Source organism: Nocardia sp. NPDC019323, assembly GCF_044389845.1.
Lineage (GTDB): Bacteria > Actinomycetota > Actinomycetes > Mycobacteriales > Mycobacteriaceae > Nocardia > Nocardia implantans.
This window is the reverse complement of the sequence record NZ_JBIRYN010000006.1, coordinates 315,215-337,304: the sequence shown is the minus strand read 5'-3', so window position 1 is coordinate 337,304 and position 22,090 is coordinate 315,215. Positions and strand designations below refer to the sequence as shown.

The following is a 22,090-nucleotide window of genomic DNA, read 5'->3' as shown; positions in this document are numbered from 1 at the left end:
GCTGCTCGCGGATCTGACCGCGCAACACGCACGGGTGAGCGCGGATCGCGCTCGCTTGCTGGGCGAGATCACCGGCATCGTGCGGCAGGACCTGTCCCATCGCGCCGCCCTGGACGGCGACCCGCCGCCCACCGATCTCCGGGTGCGCCTCGACGAATCCGGTGACCTGCGCATCTCGCGGGACTCCGCAGACGCGCCCGCGCCGATCGATCCGCCCGGGCAGGGGACGCACCCGCGGACGATCACCGAGCACGCGGGCGCTCTCCTGGAACGGGCGCTGGCCGAACTCACCCGAAGTCCGCAGGGCAGATGGGCGGCGGTCGCGCTGGAGCGGCTCGGGGTGGACATCCGGTTCACCACCGAGTCGGAGGCGAGCATCCGGCGCATGGACAGCGGCCGGTACGAGCTGCGCCCGGACGCCGGATATCACCCGGCCACCAATTCCGTCGTGCTGGAGTCCGACGCCGGACCAGGGCGGCACGCCGCGGAATTGGTGCGCGCGGCGCGGCTGGCCGAGCAGGTGAACGAGGCCGCAGGCGAACCGCTGGCGCGGCTGACCCTTTCCCGCGACGAATACGTCGATCTGATGCTGGACCGAATGGCCGAGGCGTACGCCCTGATGTACGCGGGCAACGCCGACGAGACCGGCAGGACGGATCTCGACCGGATCGGCGTCGACGACCTGGAACGCGCCTACGCCGAGGCATACGACGACGCCATGAAGTACGCCGAGAAGACGTACTGGAAGTCCGGCGTCGTCCGGTCCTACCCGCTCTATCACCGGGCCGCGTTCCGCGCCGGTGTGCGCGCCGTGCGCGAACACCTCGACCGCCTCGGGCCGCAGGTCGGCCGGCGGGATTACGGCAGTCACTTCGCCGCCGCGTGGGACCGGGCGCACGGCATCGCACCGACCGAGCGCGCGGTCGAGGCCGGCGCACCCGCGCGCGACACCCGCGCCAGGGTCGCCGAGCGCGCCACCCACATCGTGCTGGAGATCGAAAGTCTGCGCATGCTGCGCGACCTGGGCGAATACGTTCCGGTCAGCCCGGCCGAACGCGCGTACACCGAGGCCTATGACAAGGCGTACCCCAAGGCGGAGAAAGCGCATCGCCGCAATCCCGAGGCCCCGCCGCCGGAGGAGGCCGCCTACCGAGCGGGCCGCGAGGCGGTGCGGCGCTATCTCGACCGGGTGGGGTTGGACCGGGCCGAGATCGCCCTCGATGTCGTCCGCGCCGCCGGCAACGAGGACGAGTCGCGCTGGGGTCATCCGAAGCCTCGTGAGGACGCGCAGCACTCCGACGACCCCGCGACCCGGGAGACCGGGCGCCACGATGACGCCGACCTCGCCCGGCGCGTTCTGGATCAGGAATTCGACAGTGAGCCGCGTCCGGAGCGGCTCACCGACCGCGTCGCGCGTTACCCGGCCGATTCCGAACCGGGGAGGCGGCCGCGGCTGGTGGTGGTCGCCGAACCCGGACAGCACATCGACGCCCTGCGCGAACTGGCGGCGAGCCACCCGGAATTCGCCGACGTGCTCTGGGACCGGTCGCACTATCTCGACTACCGCGAGGCGGTGCGCGGGGCGGGCGGCCTGCCGACCATGCACCACATCACGGTGACGGCGGCGGAGGGGCCGTATCGTCATCCGACCAGGAGCGAAGCGCTCACGCAGATGCTGGCGCACTACCTGCGCTACCGAGCGGAGGGCCGGACCCGTCTCGGGTTCGAGGAGTGGCTGAAACAGCTCGGCCCGGAGGCGTTCTACACCGCCGAGGACGCCAATCGGGCTCGCGGCACCGGCCGGCAGGGTTTCCACGTGCCGGGCCGGCTGACCGAGGGCTTCCACGAGGCCGGATACCGCACCGCGGCCGCCGCCGACCCCCCGTTGACGCCCCCGCATCCGGCCGAGGTCGCGCATCGGCTCTATACCCGCAGGATCCCGCTGCCCAGCGATCCGGGGATCCCGCGCCCGTCACATCACCAACTGGAGATCTTCCAGGTCGGCTCGACGGTGCTGAGCATCCACCTGGAACCCGATGGCAACGGCGGCTGGCGGGTGCCGGCTCCGCTGTCGAACCGATCGGAATCCGATGTCCTGTCCACGCATCTGCAGGGCTTGGCCGCGCCCGATCGGAAGAAACTCCTCGCGCGGATCGTGGAAGTGCTCGGCGACGGCTCTGCCGATCTGGCGGATCGCGGCAAACCGCGCAGCAGGTTCGGCCGGTTCATCGATCGGTTCACACCGGGCAGGGCGAGCGCGCCGGAAGGTGACCAGCCGCCCACCGGCCGGGACCGGATGGCGGACGAGTCGGCGCGCGGCGCCCATCCGCCCGAGGACATCGCCGCCGACCTGCCCGATACGGAGGTGCTCGGCGCACCGGCCGCGGACGAGTGGTCGCGGCTGGGCCCGCACGAGGTCGGCGAGTTGTTGCGGGACCGGCTGCGCGAGGTCACGGGCAACCCGGAGTTCGACGTGTTCGGCTTCGACCGGCCCGGCCTCGATCCCGAGGTGGTGCGCGAATACGCCAGGGCCGTGGTCGAGATGCGCCAGCGGTTCCCGCACGCCGATCTGCGCGGGGTCGGCATCGGCGAGTTGAAGCGGGGCGAACTCGGGTGGGCCGACGGCGCGATCGATGAGGTCACCAAGAAGGTTTTCACCAGGGCGATAGTGCTCAGCCACGAGCACGCGACCAGCGCGCGGGCCTTCCGCGCGGCCGTGTACAACGCCGTCGGCAACGACCAACTGAAGCCGATGATGTTGCGGCGGCCGGTCTTCGCGGTCGCGGTGCACGAATACGGTCACGTGCTCGACCACGCCGGTGGTCTGGCCGCGCGGATGCGGGCGGAGCGTCATCTGCTCGAGCTGGCCGCCGCGGACCCGGACGGCGATTTCGGCCGGTGGCTGCGGGAACTGAGCGGATACAGCCTCGACCAGGACGGTCTGCTCGACGATCACGAGGCGGTGGCCGAAGCCTTCGCCGAAGTCGTCATACGCGAGCACCTCGGCGATCCGGAGCCGGTGAGCAAACCCGTTCGCGCGCTGCACGATCTGTTGCTGCACCACGCCGAGCAGGGTGGGTTCGGCCGTGCCGCCGACGCGCCGTCGAACGACCGCCTGGTGCTGGACACTCACGACGACCAGGTCCGCGACCTGCTGCGGCAGACCGACTACGGCAGACAGATCCTGGCGAGCCTGGACAGCGGACCGACCCGCACCGGTTACGAAGGCTCCGCGCCGGACGGAAGGACCGGCGAGTTCCGCCGTCGCGAACTGGCCGCGATGGCGTTCACCGCGGGCAACTCGCACGTGCGCCAGGCGCTGGCCCTGGCGCACGAATCGCTGCACGCGCAACGTCATCTCCAGCGCACGACGGCGAACACGCCCGAGCGCATCCGCGCGCTGTCGCGGGAGGAATTCGTCGACGCGATGGTCGACGAGGAAGCCGCCGCCAGCGGCAGGCACTTCCGGCTCGCGGCGGAACTGCGCGCGCTCGGCTACGAGATCGCCGAACACCCGCTCGAGCAGCACTACCGGGAAGCGTTCGACCAAGAGCTGACCCGGCGGCGCTGGGACAACGCGGGGACCCGCGCCGAGGCGCACGAGCGCGGTGTCGCGGCGCTGCGCGAGCCGCTCGGCCGGACCGAGTGGAACAACGGACGCGACTACGCCGACTACTACGGAACCATCTGGGACGAGGCCAATGTCGGCCGCGACGGCGCTGCGGAGGCGGGCAGGCACCATTCGTTCTCACCGACTACCGCCGACGAACTGTGGCAGGGTGCGCTGACCCGCCAGGACGCCAGGCTGCGGGCGCAGGAGACCGCCGCGGAATTCGCCCGCCGGGCCGAGGCGGTGTTCGGAAGCCGCGACGTCTCCCGCTCGGCGATCGAGCGTGCGCTGCGGGAGGCGGAAGACGCGCTCACCCGGTCGGGACACGACGCCGAACTGCTACGCAGGCAGCACGATCTGCGCGTGCTCAGCGATCTGGCGGATCTGCGGGACCAGGCCCGGACCCGGCTCGAGGGGCAACAGCGCAGTCTCGCCGCACTGGCCGCGCGTGGGGTGCTCGGCGCGGCCGTCCGCGGCGAGCCGGGCGCCCGGGTGCTCACCGAGCACGTCGCGCATGTGCCGGGCGAGCCGGAGCGGGTGGTGATCGCGGCGGAGGCCGGTGACCATCGGCGGGTCATGCGGGAGGCCGAACGCGACCCGTTCGCGGCCGCGCTGCTCGGCCGCGACGACGTCGACCGCCGGTTCCTCGAAGTGGAGATCGACGACTTCGGCCACGTGCGCGTCCGATCCGTGGCGGAGCCGGAGCCCATCGCGCCGAGCGACCCGATCGGCGAGGTGACGCCGCGCGACCTGGCCGGGACCGCGGCGGCCGAGCGCACCGCCCGCCTGCGCGCGGAACTGGCCCGGACCGAGATCGGCAGGCAGATCGAGCGGGCGCTGACCGAGCACGAGGTGCGGATCGAGTACGAATCGGGCGCGCAGGACCGCTACTACCCGGCGCAGCGGCGCTTGGTTCTCGACCCCGGCCTGACCGACACGCAGCAGATGCTCGCGCTGGTGCGCGGCGGCACCCTCGCCGACCTGGCCCACGCGCCGGACATGCCCGACGCCGCCCGGGTCCGTTCACAGTCGTCGCGCCGCGCGTATGTCGGGACGATGCTCGATCTGGAGACCGCCGCGCGCGTCATGGAATTCGCCGCGATCGGCGACCTGCGTGCGGCGCGGCACGACATCCCCGAAACCGACCTCGAGCGGGTGTACACCGAGGCCTACGACGCGGCGCACGCGGCCGCGAGGGCAGCGGAGCCGAACGCGTGGCCCGAGGACCTTCAGGACAAAGCCAGGGAGGCCGCGTTCGAGGCGCTGCGCCCGCTGATGGACGCCCAACTCGTCGGCCCGGACCAGACCTACGCCGACTTCTACGGCGACGCCTGGGACGCCGCGCACGGCGAGCGCTCGTTCGACCAAGTCGTGGCGGAGGCGCTGGTCGCAGGTGAAATCGGCTCGACCCTACTGCGCGAGGGCGATTCGCCGCACAGCGCCAGGAGCGTCGAGCTGGTCCGGTTCGGCAACGGCACCGAACTGATCCGCAAGGTCGTCGTCAATCCGCGGCACGCTGTCGCCGAGGTGCTGACCGGGGTGCTCGGCCGGGCGCTCGACGCCCCGGTGCCCGAGTCGGTGCTGCACGAGCCGAACCTCGTCTACCAGCAGGTCATGCCGGGTGAACCGGCCGGCGACCGGCACCGCGACTTCGCCGATCCGCACGACCTCGGGTACGCCGATTCGATCCCCGGCCGCGCCCTCGGTCTGCTCGACACCATGATCCGGCCCCCCGACCGGGATCGTTTCGGCTGGCTCGCCGGGCCCGACCGGCAGCTCGCGGGCATCGACCACAGCCGCGCCTTCGAACCCGGCGCCGAGGCCCGCGCCGCGGTGAGCCCGTTCGCCGAAGGATTCCTCACCCGCGACGCCGACGGGAACGTCCGCTACCGCGACCACGGGCTGACCCGCGAGGCCGTCGACATCCTCACCGAACGGGTTGCCGCGTTGCGGCCGCAGTTCGAGCGCTACGGCCGCACCGGCTGGCACGACCTGGCCATGGAACGGCTGGCGCGGGTGCGCGAGCACGCGCGCGACATAGCCCCCGTGCCGCCGCCCGATGCCGCCGCGCCGCTCGGCGCCGACCACACCGTGGTCGGCGCATACGACAGACGCAACACCTGGCTCTACCCCGACGGCGAAGGCGGCATCCACGCCACCGTCGACGGCGACGGTGTGCTGCGCGTCCGAATCCAGCCCGCCACCAGACCGGCCGACGGCGCCGGCCTTTTCCGCAGCGCGATGTCCGAACTCGGGCACTGGGTGACCGAGATCAGGGGCGAGTGGCATCGGGAAGGCGGCCCCGGCGCCGACCCGGATCTCTACCGGACGCCCGAGGAAGCGATGCGCGACACCCTGCTCGGCAGGTTGGCCGCCGAGCACGGCTTCACCGAAATTCGGGTGGTGGCAGGCGATCCCGCGCCCACAGTGCGTTTCACCGAGCCGCAGTTCGCCGACGCCGATACGCATGCCACGCCGGATGACACCGGATTCTCCGAGCCGACCGACGACAATCAGCAAGAATCGGCGGCGGACCACCAGGAGCGCCCCGCTACCGAAGACCTGTGGCAGCTGAACCGGATCGACGTCGAAACGACCGAAGTCTGGCAGCTGCTCGAACAGTCCGCCGTCGGGCGGGAGGCGGCGCGACTGCTTCGCGCGGAGGGCGCGCGGGTGCGGTTCGCCGACCTCGGCGACGAGATCGGCGCCGCCGACGCCTTCGACCGCCGCACCATGGACATCCTGATCGACACCCATGACCGCGGACAGGTGGAGCTGGCGAGCGAACTCGTGCGCTTGGCCGCGCTGACCGAGGCGATCCGCGCCGGACAGGTCGAGGTCACGCCGTCGCGGATCCGGGGCACGACGCGCGAGGACTACATCGCGGCGCAGTTGCGCGCCGATGCCGCGGCGACCGGCAGGCAGGCGGAATTCCTGCGGGAGCTGGAGAACGCCGGGTACCCCGGTCGGCCGACGGCGCTGGCGCCGGTCGAGGTGAACTATCAGCGGGCGGTGCGCGGGCAGTACCTCGAGGCCTACGACGCGGCCGTGGCCAGGGCACACGAGGCCGACCCCGCGCTCGACGGCGACGCGCTGCGCGAACTGGGCCGAGCGGCGGGCGTCGACGCGCTGCTCGCCGGCGACTTGTTCGACCCGCCGTGGTCCGCGCAGGAGAGCGCCAGCGCGCGCAGCGCGCACGGCCGGGACTGGGACGCCGCCCAGCGCCATGAGCGCTCGGCCGGTGAATACCGTCCCGGCACCGCAGCGGCCGCGCGCGACGCCCAGGAACTCGTGCGCAGGCACGCGGCCCACACCAGGGAGATCGGCCGCATCGACGCGGTGTGGGATGAGCTGGTACGCAAGCTCGGCGGCCTCGATCAGAACGTGCTCGATCGAGGCGCACCGGCGCAGGGTCGGCCGGATGTGCGCGAGCTCGCGCGCTGGCGGAGCGGACTCGGCGACGACGAGCCGGCCACGTTCGACGCACAGCTGCGGGTCCTCGGCGAACTCGCCGCCGACCGCGGGCGCGCGGTGGCGGCGCTGGACGAGGTCGCCGTCGAGCTGGCGGCGCGGGTCGGGCACGACCTGATGGACCGGCAGGTTCGCGAGGCCGGTGGCAGCTGGATCACCGACCGCGTGGCGTGGCTGCCGGGACGGCCGCCGAAGGTGTTCGTCGCGGAGACCGGCGACCGGTTCACCCGGGTGACCGGCGAGGAGGCGCCCGGCACGTCGCTGCGCCACACCCTGGCGGTGGAGGACGTCGTCGCCGACCGGGTCTGGGTGGACGTCGACGACTCCGGCGCGGTGTGGTTGCGGCGCGAGCAGACCTCCCCGTCCGCGGTCTGGTCCGAGGCCGACGGCCACTGGATGCGTGAGCGGAACGAGGAGCGGTCCGGCGCGGAGCGCGGCGTCACGGCCGACGAACCGGCGGGGACGAACCGGCCGGCCGATCGGCTCGACCGCGTGATGCGCGAGCTGGACGGCGACAACCTGCGCGTCTACCAGAACATGCGCGGCGAGCGGGTGCGCGGCGACGGCAATTCCCTCGGCCGGTGGGCCATGAGTACCGTCGACCGGCTCGGCGTCGATATCCGGTTCACCTTCGACGACCCGCCTGCCGCTCGTGACGGCAGGCAGCTGTTGCGGTCCGGCAGCGGCTACGTTCCCTCCGCCGACAGCATTGTGCTGCACCTGAATTCCTCGACGCCCGAGCTCGCCGAAGCGTGGGTGCACGCCGCCGCCATGGCGGAGCAGACGCGAACGGGCGGCGGGCCGCTGGAGCGGCTCACGCTGTCGCGCGACGAATACGTCGGCGTCATGCTCGACCGCCAGGCCGAAGCGCACGCGAGGGCTTTCGAATTCACCCGGGTGCGCGACGAACGCGCGAAGTACCAGAGCGAGCGGGATCGTCCCGCCGACGAGCCGCGCGCCGTCGGGCACGACGACCGGCTGCGCGAGGTGTTCGACGCGGCCCGCGACAAGGCACGCAGGGTGGCCGCGCGGGCGTATCGCGGCAACTCCTCGGTGCGGCCGTCGATGCTCGACGCCGCGGCGTTCCGCGCGGCGGTGCGCGAGGTGCGCGCCGCGCTGGTCGAGCGCGGACCGCTGATCGACGGCGTCGACTACGCCACCCATTACGCCGCGGAATGGGACCGGGCCAACGGATTCACCGCAGCCGATCCGGACCACACTCCCGAACCGCACAGGGCGGACTCGCCCGAGTTGCGGCGGATGCGCACCGGTGACTTCGCCGTCGAGATCGAAACCCTCCGCGTGCTGCGGGAATCGGGTCGGTTCGTGCCCGTCGGCCCGGCCGAGACCGCCTACACCCAGGCCTACGACCGCGCCTATCGGAAGGCGTCGCACGCCGGCGACGGCGTGCCGCCCGAGCGCCGCGCGCTGGACGCCGGGCTGGCGGCGCTGCGCAAGTACGTCGACAAGGTGGGGTTGCCCGAGGCCGAGATCGTAATGGAAGTCGCCCGTTGCGCCGCGGACAACCACGGCCGCTATCAGCCGTGGCCGATGGCCGAGGCCCCGGCGCGCTCCGCGCGGGACGCCACCGCCGACTTCGACGACCTCGGCGCGGCGCGCCGCGCGATCGCCGCCCGGCTCGACCAGGAGCCCACCGGTGTCCGCCTGACCGAGCGCATCGCGCTGGTCACCGACCAGTGGGGCAAGCCGAGGCTGGTCGTCGTGGCGAAACACGGCGGGCACGTCGACGCGCTGCGCGAGTTGGCCGTCCGGAACACCGCCTACGCCGACGTGCTGTGGAGCGGAACGCACAGCCTCGAATACCAGCTGGTGTCCCCGGGCGAGGAGGACGGGAGCACCCGCTGGCTGCCCGCGGGCATCGCCGAGGGGCCGTATCGGGCACCGGACCGTCACGAGACGATGGAACAGTTCCTGGCGCACTATCTGCGCTATCGCCAAGCCGGCCGGACCCGTCTCGGCTTCGAAGCGTGGCTGCGCCAGCTCGGCCCGGAGATGTTCCACACCAAGCAGGACCAGCGGTCGGCGGACGCGCACGAGGCTTACGAGGGCCGGGAGAACAAGGGCACGCTGCGGCACGACGCGCTGAAGCACTTCCGCGCCGAGCCGGAGGTCGGTGAACCCCATCCCGCGGTGGTCGCGCACCGGCTGGCCACCAGGAAGGTGCCGCTGCCCGAGCCGGGCAGCGGGCCCGAATTGTCTTGGCCGCGCACCACTTTGGAGGCGGTACGGATCGCGGACTACTCGTTCGGCGTCATCCTCGAGGCCGACGGTAACGGTGGGTGGCGCGTGCCCGCACCGAGCGGCGACGGCGGCCTGCAAGACGCTCTGGCCATGCTGTTCCACGGCATGTCCGACAGCAGTGACAAGAAGCTGGCCAAGCGGATCGCCCGGCTGCTCGACGACGGCGGCTCCGATCTGATCCGGCGCGAACCCCGCGGCGCGCTGCGGCGCATGGCGGATCGGCTGTCGTTCGGGTCGCGCGACGGCCGTGACGATGCCGCGCCGGCGATCGATGCGCGCGAAACCGACCACAGTCCGCCGCAGTTCGATCCGCCGCGTCCGCCCGACCCCGATGCGGGCCGCCGCGCCGAGGCCGACCGGCGGCGGGCGGTGCTGGACCGGCTGGCCGCCGCGAACCACGAGGCGGTGCGCGAACGCGACGCCGCACGCGCTGCGGACGATCCGGAGCGGCTCGCCAGAACCGAGGAGCGCGTCGATCGGCTGGACCGGGCCATGGCGACCGCCCTGGAACGCGACGCCCTGCTGCGCGCCGACGCCAGGCCGATCACCGATCGCGTCGGCGTCCTCGTGGGCGAGCCGCCGATGGTGCTGGTGGTGAATCTCGGCGGGGCCGATCCCGTTCGCGAGCTGGCCGACGTCGCCGCACGGTATCCGGAGGTAGCGGACGCGCTCGCCCACGGCGCGCGGCCCCGCGAGCTGCGGGTGGACCCGGGCGGGACCATCCGGGTCGTGCCGATCACTCCGCGCGCCGACGCGACTGCCGGAGAGTCGGGGCGGACCGCGACCGGGCGGCGACCCGGTGGACAGGGCGAGCCCGGCGAACCCGAAACCGCGCATCTCGGCTCCGGTGACGCCGAAACCGAGCCCGGTCCCGGCGACCGTGCTGCTGACGCCACGAAGCTCGGTCCGAGCGCCGCCGAGGGCGATACCGCCCAGCCCTCGTCGGGCGATGGCGGTGCCGAAAAGCCGCCGGCCGCAGGACCTTCCGCGGATGATCCCGGTGACGAGCCCGGCCCGCCATCGGACTGGTACTTCCGGATGCGGATCGAGCAGGCCGACTGGGAGGCGGACACGGCCGCCGATCACGCCGCATGGTTGCGCGAGCTGGCCGACGCCGACCCGGACGATCGGTGGGCGCGACTGCGCGCCGAACAGGCGGAATGGAACGCGCGCATGGCCGCCGACCGTGCGGCGTGGCTGCGTTTGGAGCAGGCGGAGAACGAGGCATGGTCCGCCGCCCTCGAAGCGGACCGATCACGACGCGCGGCCGACGCCGATCCGGACGATTCATGGGCGGAGTTCCGCGCGCAGCAGGCGGAATGGAACGCCCGGATGGCCGAGGACCGGGCGCGGTGGTTGCGCAGGCTCTACGCGCCGATCGGAGCCGAGCCACACGCCGACGCGGCCACCCCGGACTCGGGGTCGTCGGCACGGCCCGACCCCGCGCCGCCGTCCGCTGCCACCTCGCAGGCGGGCACACCGCCGTTGAGTGCGGAGCCGCCGTCCGCCGCCACTCCGGAGGGGGGCACACCACGGTCAGGTGGGCAGCCGTCACCCGCTGCCACTCCGGGGGCGCGCCCACCACGGTTCGGCGCGGACGAATCGCCCGCCAACGGAGCCGACGCCGATCCACGCGCTCGGATGTCACCCGAGACCAGGGCGGAATACCAACGGCGCACAGAGGAACTCGAGCGGGCACGGACTCGCCGGGACGACCTGCGCGCGCGGCGCGACGAGCTGGCGGGGCGGCTGCCGATCGACGACGCCGACGACTGGGCGGCCCTGCGCCCCGGACCTGACGGCCTGGACCGCACGCTGGAGGACCTGCGCGGGCGGACCATGCCGGTCGACGAGATGCGCGAACGTCTCGCCCGGATCGATGAGCTGGAACAGATCGCACGTGATTTCGCCGACGCCGACGCGGAAACCACGCGTCTCGAAGCGGAACTCGCGGATCTCGATCTGTCCACCACCCCGGTGGGCGAATACGACCGGCTGGTCCAGCAGCGCCAGACACTGACCCGCGAACGCGAGTTCTGGCGGGCCAAACGTGATGGCCGGGCCGCGCGCTGCGAATCGTGGAACGACAGCGTCGTCCTTGACGAGTCGGCGTTGCGCGGGGATCAGCTGGAGACCACCGTCCTGCGGCTGTACGAGGCCGCGAACGTCCGGACGGTCGACGACATCGGCGGCCCCGACGAAGCGCCGCACACCGACCGGCTCACGCCGGAGCCGCTGGAACTCGACCATCGCAGGCGGACGATCGAGAAGCTCGCCGCGGCCGCCGAGCTGGTCAACCGGCTCGACGAGCGGATCCGGCAGGTGGATCAGCGGCTCGACCAATTGCGCGGGGCAGGGGTCGGTGCGCAACGGTCCCGGCCGCAGGATGTGATCGACGCGCTGGAAGGACTGGCCCAGCAGCGGGCCGACGCGCTGCACGCGGTGCGGCCGCTGCGGCACGAGCGCGACGACCTCGCCGCCCGCCTGGGCCTGCTGGACCAGGACGGACGAGTCGAGCAGGCGGCCTGTGAACCGCAGCGGCTGGACCGGACCGTGGCCGACCTGCGCGCGGGGGTGCCAGACGGGCTCGCCGACGGCACGCTCTCCGACGAGGATGCCACCGCTCGCCGCCGGGACATCGACGCGCTCGAGGCCGTGGCGCGCCAGGTGAACGACGCGCACAACGAGATCGGCCGCATCCAGGACGACATGGCCAGGGTGGCGGGCGCGTACCGCGACCTCGTCGAACGCATGGGCGGCCGGATGGTGACCGACCGGGTCGGGATCATCGAGGGCGAGCGACCGCGCGTCATCGTATTCGGTCCCCGGCCCGACCCGGCCGCGCCGCGCGCCGATCACGACGCCGCTCTGACCGACGCCCTGCGCCGCAGTTCCGAAGTGGCGCAGGCGATCGTGCGTCCGGAGACCACGGTCGACTACCGGCACGTGCTCGCCGACCGCGAGGACAACGTGCGGACCCAGGACATGGATCCGCCCGAGATCGAACGGTTGAGCACCGGGTGGATCGGCGGCCGTCGCCTGGACATCACGTCCTGGCGCGACGCCGACGGCGTCTGGCACCGCGTCGACCCGACCCGTCCGGACTGGGAATTCGGGCGCGACCGCGGCGAACTGCCGAAGAAGTACTCGCCGAAGGAACTGCCGGACGGCGTGAGCGGATGGGCGATGGAGGACGTCGTCAACGACATCACCCTCCCGACCGACGACGTCCCGCCGGGCATGATCCCGGAAAGCACCCTTCCGGTGCATATGCCGCAGGCCCCTTCGCGGTACGACACCTCGGGCGTCGACGAGAACGACGTGTTCACCCAGCATTGGGGCGGCGATTCGTACAACGTCGTGCGCCTGCTGCTGATGGCGGCGCAGGTGCCGAAGCATCCGGCGGTGAAGGCGTGGATCCAGCGTCATCCGGAGATCGGCGAATGGGTGCGGGCGCGGCCGTGGCTGCGGCATGTGCCGCCGTTCGGCACGGTGTTCCGCAACTACGAATGGTTCGCCCCGCCGCAACGCAACATCCAGCCGATGCACCGGCCCTGGGACACGGCCGATCATGTGCCGCCGGGTGACCGGGTCGACATCCCCGAGGGCTTGCAGCGCGAGTGGGACCGCGACGTCGCCGCATGGCAGCGGGTCCAGGACTGGGCCGACGCGGAATACGAGCGGTTCCTGGCCGACGACACCGATCTCGACCGCGTCGCCGACGGCATCGACCGGCACCGGCGCGCCGAGCGGGAAACCCGGGCGCGCGAGGTGGTGGACGCTGCCGCGCGGCTGGTCCGGCGGCAACCCGGCATCGATCCGCTCGGCGACGTCGACGCCCAGCTCGGGCGCATCCACGGCGACATCGACCGAATCGCAGGCGAACTCGCGGACCGGTTCGCCACCGACGACCCCGGCGCGATCCGCGACACGATGGAGGACATCCGCGAACTGCTCGCGACCGGCGGCGATCCCGACCAGATCGTGGCCGCCCTCGCCGAGCACATGCGCGACGACGTTCCCGCTTTCACACGCGCGGACCTGGCGCGCATCAAGAACCACCTGATGGTCGACGAGCACCGAGTACGCGACCACAGCGACCCGCACGGCCGGTACGTGCACACGCGGATGGATCGCCTCGCCGATGTCGCCGAAGCGTGGCATCGCCTGATGAACGGTGCTCCGCTCCCGCAGGACTTCGTGCTGCTGAACGACATGCTGGCCGAGGCTCGATTCCTGGACGACAATCCGGGCGCGAGCTGGCAGCAGGCCAACGCGCACGCCATCGCGCTGGGCTACCACTGGGATGCCGACCGCCCGCCGCTGACCGATTGGCGCGCGGACATCCCGTACGCTCCCGCTCCGCTTCCACCGAACCCGGGCTATTTGCCGCCCGCGCCGGGTGCGATGCCGTCGCGGCCCCATGATCCCGCTGGAGGTCCCGGAGGCGGCGATCGGCCCACCGGCAGCGAGCTGTCGCGTCCGCGAGAAGAAGACTCGCGGGCGCCGAAGACCGACGGTGGCGCGCAGAAGCCCCCGGAAGGCCCACCCGCCCCCGCACGTCCGGCCGAGCCCGACGACTCGGGCGGCGGCGAACGGGAACAGTCCGCGGCGCGCTCTCGTCAGCAGGCCGACCCGGACCATTCCCCGTCCTCCGCCGCGCGGGACGACGCGCACCGAGCCCTTGCCGAACTCGATGAACTGCACCGCCGAATCGACCAGCAGCTCGACGACCTGTTGCGCCGCGCGGGTGCGGACCTCGACCGGATCGAGCAGCGCGCGCTCGACCGCCTGGCCGAAATCGAAGCCGGGCTCGCCGAACGGTTCGATCAGCCGGCCGCTCGGCCGGACGAGGGCGTTCCGCCCGCCCACGAGGTCACCCCGCCCACGGCTCGCCCCGGCGCGGATCACCCGGCGGATGCGGCACTGAGGCGCATCCGAGCGGAATTCGACGACGCGGCCCGCCGCACCGACGAACGATTCGACGAACTGCTTCGCGACACCTTCACCCAACTCGACGGCATCGCCGCCGACCTCGACCGGCGTTTCGACGCCGCCGTAGCCAGGCTCGACCGGCTCGCCGCCGGAGACGGCGACGCGGTACACCCGGCTCCGGAGTCCCAGGCGCTGGACGAACTGCACGGACGCCTGATGGCCGAGCTGGAGGAAATCCATCGCCGCGCCTTGGACCGACTCGCCGACCTCGAACGCGAGCTGGACGCAGTCGCCACCGGCCCCGTCCGGCCGGAAACACCGCCCCTGCCCAGGGCATCCACCTCGCCGGGCGCAGACCCGAATCCGCGTGATCACCAGACCACACGAGCGACGCCCACACCGGGCGAGTCCACCACTCGGTCCGCCGAACATGCTGCGGCGAAACGGGAGCTGGCCGACGCGCAGGCCGATCTCGCGGCCGCTCGCCGCGGCCTGCCGGTGAACGACGAAGATCTGACGCGGGCCGGCTTGGACGAAGCGCTCGAGAATCTGCGCGGGCGCACGTCGCGGGTGGAAGAGCAGGGCCCGTGGCAGGACCGGGTCGCGGAGTTGGAGCGTGCCGCGCGGCGAGTGTTCGACGCCGAAGACGAACTGGCGCGGACCGAAGTCGCCCGTGCGCAGGCCCCTCGGGTCGCCGAAGGCGCTTCGACGCTGGAAACACCCGGCCGCCGGAACGCTTCGCGTGGAAACGAAGCCGACGAACCGGCGGGGGCCGAAGTCGCCCGTGCGCAGGCCCCCCGAGTTGCCGAGACCGGTTCGATGTCGGAAGATCCGGGCGCGCTTCCGGTTTCGACGGGAGCCGAGACAGACGAGCCGGTGTGTGCCGACGCCGACCTCGAACGCGCGGGCACGCAGCTACCGGACGGGGCCGATCGCGCAGGCGCGGGCGGCGAGCCGCCATCCGGGCCGCCGACCCCGCCCGCGAACGCCGAGCCACCCGCCGACGGCCCCTCGGACAGTGCTCGTCGCATGGGCAACCCGGTCCGCGACGTGCTCGAATTCCTTCGCGAACAGCGTGATTGGCCGAACCAGCGCGACGCCGAACCGCTCACCGAGGCCGAGACCGAGCACGTTCGCCTGCTCGCCGAGGCACTCGGTCTCGACGAGAGGTTCACCGCGCTACGCGATCCGCTGGCCGCCTTGGCCGAGCTCGCCGAAATCGCCAGGGCACGCGGCTTCCTCGACGACTCCGACGCCCCGCGCATGCGTTACCCGGACGATTTCGGACCGCTGACCAGCGCGGAACGCTACGGTGACGAGCAGTTCTGGCTGGCCGAGGCACCCGAAGACGACCTGCGCGCGGTCCAGGACGATCTGCGCCGCGCGGGCCTGCCGATCGAGGAACCACGGCCACCGCAATTGCCCGCCGCTCCCACGAGCCCGGATGCCCAGCCACCCGCCGACCCGGCCCGCTCGGCCGCCGCTGACCCGATCCGCCCGGCTGCGGCTGACCCGATCCGTCCGGCTGCGGCTGACCCGATCCGTCCGGCTGCGGCTGACCCGGCGCGTCCGGCTGCGGCTGACCCGATCCGTCCGGCTGCGGCTGACCCGGCCCGCCTGTCCGCGCAGCGGGACACGGCGGCCCGTGCACTGTCCGACGCACACGCCGAACTCGCTGATGCGCGGCGTGGCCTGCCGGTGAACGACGAGGATCTGACGCGGACCGCGTTGGACGATGCGCTCGACGGCCTGCGTGACCGCACGTTGCGAGTGGACGAGCAGCAGCCGTGGCAGGACCGGATCACGCGTCTCGAGGATGCGGCGCGACGTGTGTTCGCCGCCGAGGACGAACTCGCGCGGGCCGAAGACGCGGTGCGCGAGGCTGATCATGCGGCCCGGCCTCGCCCAGAGGCCGCCGAGCGTCCGACCGCGCAGCGGGATGCGGCGGCACGGGAACTGGCGGCCGCCCGGGCCGATCTGGCGGTGGCCCGCCGCGGGTTGCCGGTCGACGACGCGGATCTGACGCCGGACGCGCTGGACGATGCGCTCGACGGTCTGCGCGGGCGCACGTTGCGGGTGGAAGAGCAGCGCCCATGGCAGGAGCGGGTCGCGGAGCTGGAGCGTGCCGCCCGCCGCGTGTTCGATGCGGAAGCGCGAGTCGCCCGGGTGGACGATGCCCTCGCGCGGCCCGCCGAGCCGCACCCGGATGCGAGTCCGGTGCGTGCCGGAGACGCGCACGCCCCCGAGTCGCCCTCCCGTGCCCCGCGCCCGGAACCGATCGATCGGACTCGCGACCGGCTCGCACGCCGATTCGGCCTCGACGAGGACGATCTGTCCCCGGAACACCTCGGCGCGACCATCACCGACCTGCGCTACCGAAACCTGTTGCGCGCGGGCCTGGTCGAGGCGCTGGCGGCGGCCACCGAGCGGGCGCACGGCACGCACCATCCGGACCTGCGCGCGCAGGTGCGGGAGACCCGTGACGCTTGGGCACGGCGGCTCCGCATCGATCCCGCCGATCTGGATCGCGATCCGGCCGGGACAGTCGCGCAGGCCCGCGCCGCGGTGCGCCGCGACGCGCAAGCCATCGCCGACCTCGCCGACGCCGTCCGAGCCGCGCGCGGGCAGACCGGCGCCGAACCGCTCCAGCCGGGCGAGACCCGCCGGTACACCCTCGAGGTCGATGGCGAGCGGGTGCCCGCGCGGCTGGTGGCCGACGAGAACGGCGGTTGGCGGGTCGAGACGCCCGAACGTCTCGGCGCGCCCGAACCGGCGGACGCCAGTGTGCGGGCACCGCGGCAACCGGAGCGGCCGAAGTCGCGGCTGCGCCGCCTGTGGGAGGCGTTGACGGGGGGATACGTCGGCGAGAGCCCGAAATACCCCTCCGGCTCCGGCATCGACAGCGCGGGTCAGTCGTTGCTCGCCCACGAAGCGGGGCTGCCGCTCACCAAGCACTACGACCCGACTCCCGCGCCCGGCGACGAATACGAGGTGATGCAGACCAAGTTCAGTCCGGTCCGCATCCTCAAGGAAGCCGTCACCATGTGGCGGAAGCGGGAGCTCGTTCCGTTCCTGAAGCGCCTGACCTCCCGGGTGGCGAGCCCGGCCGCCGAGTACGGCATACCGGTCGCCCGCGACGGCGCGGAGTACCGATACTGGCTGGAGGAGGCCGATCCCGAGCTGGTGCGCCGGGAACTCGGGGTGGAACTCGAGGAGCTGAAGCGACAGGCCGAGCATGCCGCCCGAGCGATCCCCGCGCCGGAGCCGCCCGACGGCGAGAGGCCCGACGCCACGCCGCGCCCGTCCGAGCGCCCCGGCGAGGAACTGCAGGCGAGCACCGGTGAACTCGCGGACTGGCTGCACGAATTGTCCGAGGCGACGGTCCGGCGGCACGAATTGGCCGACGCCTTGACGGCCGCGGCCGACGCGCTCGGCGTCGACCTCGGTGAGCCGACCCCGGAGAACGTTCGCCGTGCCGTCGATCTGCTGCGGTATCAGCAGGTCCGCCGGATCGGCGCGCTCACCGGTCTCGCCGAGGCGTCCCGCCGGTACAACGCCGAGCACGAGCGGATCCCCTACAGCGACGAGGTCGGCTTCTTCGACGCCAACCCGATGAACCGCTTCCTCGGTGAGGTGGTGCGCGCCTTCGGCGGCAACCCCACCCTGCTGGACTGGCAGGGCGTGAACAACGGCGGCGAGCCGAGCCGCGAGTGGGGCGACCTCTACGACACCGATCAGCCGGGACAGGATCAGGGCCTGCGCGCGTTCTTCGAGAACGCGCTGCGCCGCGACCAGATCAAGGACGAACGCTCGGTCTGGGCGCAGCTGCTCGGCGCCGATCTGCACGCGCTGGACGCGAATCGGCTCGCGAACGCACTCGCCGAGGAGATGGACCGGATCCGCGAGCACGCCCGCGGCCTGACGACCTTCCACGCCGACGCCGAGGAGTTCTTGCGGGCCGACGCCGCGGCCGACGAGCTCACCGGCCTGATCGGTGACATGGCCGGGCGGGACTGGGTGCTCGCGCGGGGCGGTGCGCTGCTGGAGGACGGCGCCGGGCTCGGCCTGGTCCCCGGCGAGCCCGGTGGGCCGATGCGGTTGGTGGTCGTGGACGGAAGGCTGGGCCACGATCGCGTCATCGCCGACGCGCTCGCGGAGTACCCGAGGCTCGCGCAGGCCGTCAACGAAGGCATCGTCGAGGTCCACTACCTGGTCACCGACGTGCACCCGGACCGGATCGCGCTCGTCGACGGCGGTGCAACGCGGGTTCGGCACTTCAGCGGCGAGGTCGAGGGACGCGGCCTCGACGTCACCGTTGTGAACGACGGCGACGGTTGGCGCGTCGTGCCGGACGCCCCCGCCGACGCGCTTCCCGCCGCGGAAGCGTCGGAGCCGTTGTCACGGCGCGAGATCGACGCCGCCATCGGCGAACTGGCCGAGCGCCTCGGCATCGCCGAAGCGGAGCTGGACTTCCCGGACCTGCTCGCCGAACGGCTCGCGGCGCTGCGCGACGAGAACGCCATTCGCGCCGGCCAGATCGAGGCGATCATCGACTACGCGCGCACCGCATGGGACATCGACACCTACCACGAGGTCGGCGACGCCCGGCATGTGCTGGCCCACCGGCTCGGCCTGGACGCGGCGGACATGACACCGCAGCGGCTCGCCGAGGCCATGGCCGACCCGGATATCCGCAATGCCCTGCGGCAGCAGCGGGCCGAGGCGCTAATCAAATACGCGAAGCTGTTGCGTGGCATCGACCAAGCCGCGATCGATGCGGCCAACGACCGCCTGGTCCGGCGTCTGGACGCCTTGCCGGGAACGGTGCGCATCACCGGCCTCGGGCAGCTGGGCGAAGTGATCGCCAACCTGTCGCATCGGCCGAACCTGCACCCCGACCTGGTCGGCGCGCTCACCGACTATGCCGACGCTCTCGCCGCGGTCGATGTGTTCGACCCGCGTGCCCACGGCGACCAAGCGCTCGATCCCCGCGTGTCGGATGTCGAGTTCCCCGTGCACGACAAGGCCGTTCGCCACCTGCTGGAAGTCATCGGCGATGCCGTCCACCTCACCGAGGCGCCTGGTCGGCTCGGCATGCTGGACGGCGCGACCAGCATTCCGCCCGGTCCCGACCGCGGGGCCAGCCGGGACTTCGCGCGTCTGGTCGGCGTCGACCTGACCGACGCAGGCCCGGAACGGTGGGCCGAGGTCTACGAGGTCTACCGCGACGGCAAACTCGACCAGCACGAGCGGCTGACCCCCGCCCAGCTCGCCCGGGTGCAGGCCGAGCTGCGCGCCGAGGTGGTCGGGCGCGCCGACGACATCGCTGCCCTGACCGACCTCATCCAGCGCGCCGCCCGCGCCGATGCGGAACGCCAGTCCGCACAGCGTACGGCGGCGGCTCGCGAACTGGCCGCCGCCCGAGCCGCCCTCGCTGACGCTCGCCGCGGTCTTCCGGTGAACGACGAGGACCTGACGCGGGATGCGTTGGATGATGCGCTCGATGGTCTGCGTGGGCGGACGATGCGGGTGGATGAGCAAGGGCCGTGGCAGGACCGTGTCGCGGAGTTGGAGCGCGCGGCACTGCGCGTGTTCGACGCCGATTCGGAACTGGCTCGCCTGGACGCCGCGCTCGATCAGGGCAACCGGGCTGCCGAGGCGCGCTCGAGCGATCAGGCGCCGCAGAGGGATGCACGAGACGAGCGGACGCGGCTTTCCGCACAGCGTGACGCGGCGGCACAGAGGTCGACGGAGGCCAGAGCCCAGCTCGCGCAGGCCCGCCGTGGACTGCCCGTGGACGACGCGGACCTGACGCCGGAGGCCATGGACGATGCGCTCGAGCGCCTGCGCTCGCGGACGATGCGAGTGGACGAGCAGCAGCAGTGGCAGCACCGGATCACCGACCTCGAGCAGGCCGCCCGCCGTGTATTCGACGCCGCCGCGGAAGTGGCCCGACTCGACGACGCCTTGGCGCGAACCATCCAGCCCGCCGAGCCGCGGACGAATTCGCCAGCAGAACCGCTTCCGGGTGCAGTCGAGAACTTTGTCCGTGTCGAGGCCGATGCGGAGCGGACCCGCTTGTCCGCGCGGCGTGATGCGGCGGAGCGGGAGTTGGCGGACGCGCAGGCTGATCTCGCGGGTGCCCGCCGTGGATTGCCGGTGAATGACGAGGATCTGACGCGGGATGCGTTGGATGATGCGCTCGATGGTCTGCGTGGGCGCACGTTGCGGGTGGATGAGCAGGAGCCATGGCAGGACCGGGTTGCGGAGTTGGAGCGTGCGGCCCGGCGTGTGTTGGATGCCGAGGACGAGCTCGCGCGGGCGGAAGACGCTGTGCGCCAGTTCCGTTCGGAGCGATCCGCGCACCGTTCTCCCCAGGCGGGCGGGTCCGGTTCGCCGACGGTCCGCGGTGGGGGTGAGCCGTCGCGCCGGGAGCGTGACGGCGGCCAGGATTCGTCGAACGGCGGAACTCGCGTACCTCGCGACGGTGACGAGGAGCCGTCGGGCGATGCCCGGTCGAACCGCGACGGTGGTTCGGAGCCGCCCGAGGGCTCGTCGGGCTCGGCTCCGGCGCGTCCCCGTTGGTTGCCGCCGGACTGGGCGCTGCGCTCGCATATTCCGCATCCGCCGAAGGACTACGAGTCCGAGATGCCGGGTCCGTTCCTGAACGAAGTGGAGCCGTGGCCCGTCCCGATGCCGCAGCCGCAAACGCCGACGCCGACGCAGCCGCCGACGCAGCCGCCGACGCAGCCGGTCACGCCCACGCCACCGGTGTCGCCGACACCACCGGTGTCCCCGGCACCACCGTTCATGCCGATACTCCCGGTCCCGCCGACGTCCCCGGTGCCGCCGGTCTCGCCGACGCCCCCGGTGCCCCCGGTCCCGCCGACGTCCCCGGTGCCGCCGGTCTCGCCGACGTTCCCGGTCCCGCCGTTCCCGCCGACGCTGCCGGTCCCGCCGACGCCTACGGACCGGCCGACGCCTTCGGAGCCGCCGACGCCTTCGGAACCGCCCACGCAGTCTCCGTACCCGCCCACGCCTTCGGAACCCCCTACACAATCTCCGTACCCGCCGTCGCCTCCTACCCGGCCCGGCCCGCCGACACCTGGCGAGCCGACGCCTCCGTACCCGCCGACCCCGCCCGGACCACTACCCCCATACCCGTCGGCCCCACCCTCGTACCCGTCGATGCCGACTCCGGGACCGTCGACACCCTCGTATCCGGGACCGTCCACACCGCCGTATCCGCCCACGTCACCGAGTTGGCCGGACAACACGACCGGGCCGGGCCACCCCGACGGCACTGTCCCCCCTGGCATGCCCATGCCTCCGATGCCGCCCGGCATGCCGATGGGACCAGCGACGAACGGCAGACGGACCGATGGCCGCGGACCGCGGGGCAACGGGCACCGCGCCCAGGACTCCGGACGCGGTATCTTCGTCCGCCCGTTCGCGGGCTTCGGTGTGCCCGCCGAGTTCGACCCGGGCACCGGCGCGCTGCGCGCCAACCCGTCCGAGGCGGCCACGCCCAGCGGCGTCTACGGTGAGCTCGGTGGAGTCTCGGTGGTGTTCTATCGGCACGACGGCAGGCTGGCCCTGCGTGTCGGTGATCGCACGGTCGAACTCGACGGGCCCGTCGGGGTCGAATGGGGCACGGTGGGGTGGCGCACCACCCGGTTCGCGGTGTCCGTCGGCGGTGCCGTCTTCTGCGAGCTGACCTATCGCTCGCTGCCGGAGGAAATGGACATCGGTGCGCTGATCCGAGCCGTGGTCGACGACCCCGCGCGCCGCGCCGCGATCTTCGCCGGATGA

General features: G+C 72.6%; 1 protein-coding gene (only partly in view). It reads left to right on the top strand.

The features are described from left to right. A protein-coding gene (locus ACH49X_RS23580; RefSeq protein WP_357207665.1) for a hypothetical protein crosses the window boundary here: on the top strand, positions 1–22,090 show its 3' portion. It extends 12,941 nt beyond the left edge of the window; the window shows 22,090 of its 35,031 coding nt (coding positions 12,942–35,031); its start codon lies beyond the left edge, outside the window; its stop codon occupies positions 22,088–22,090.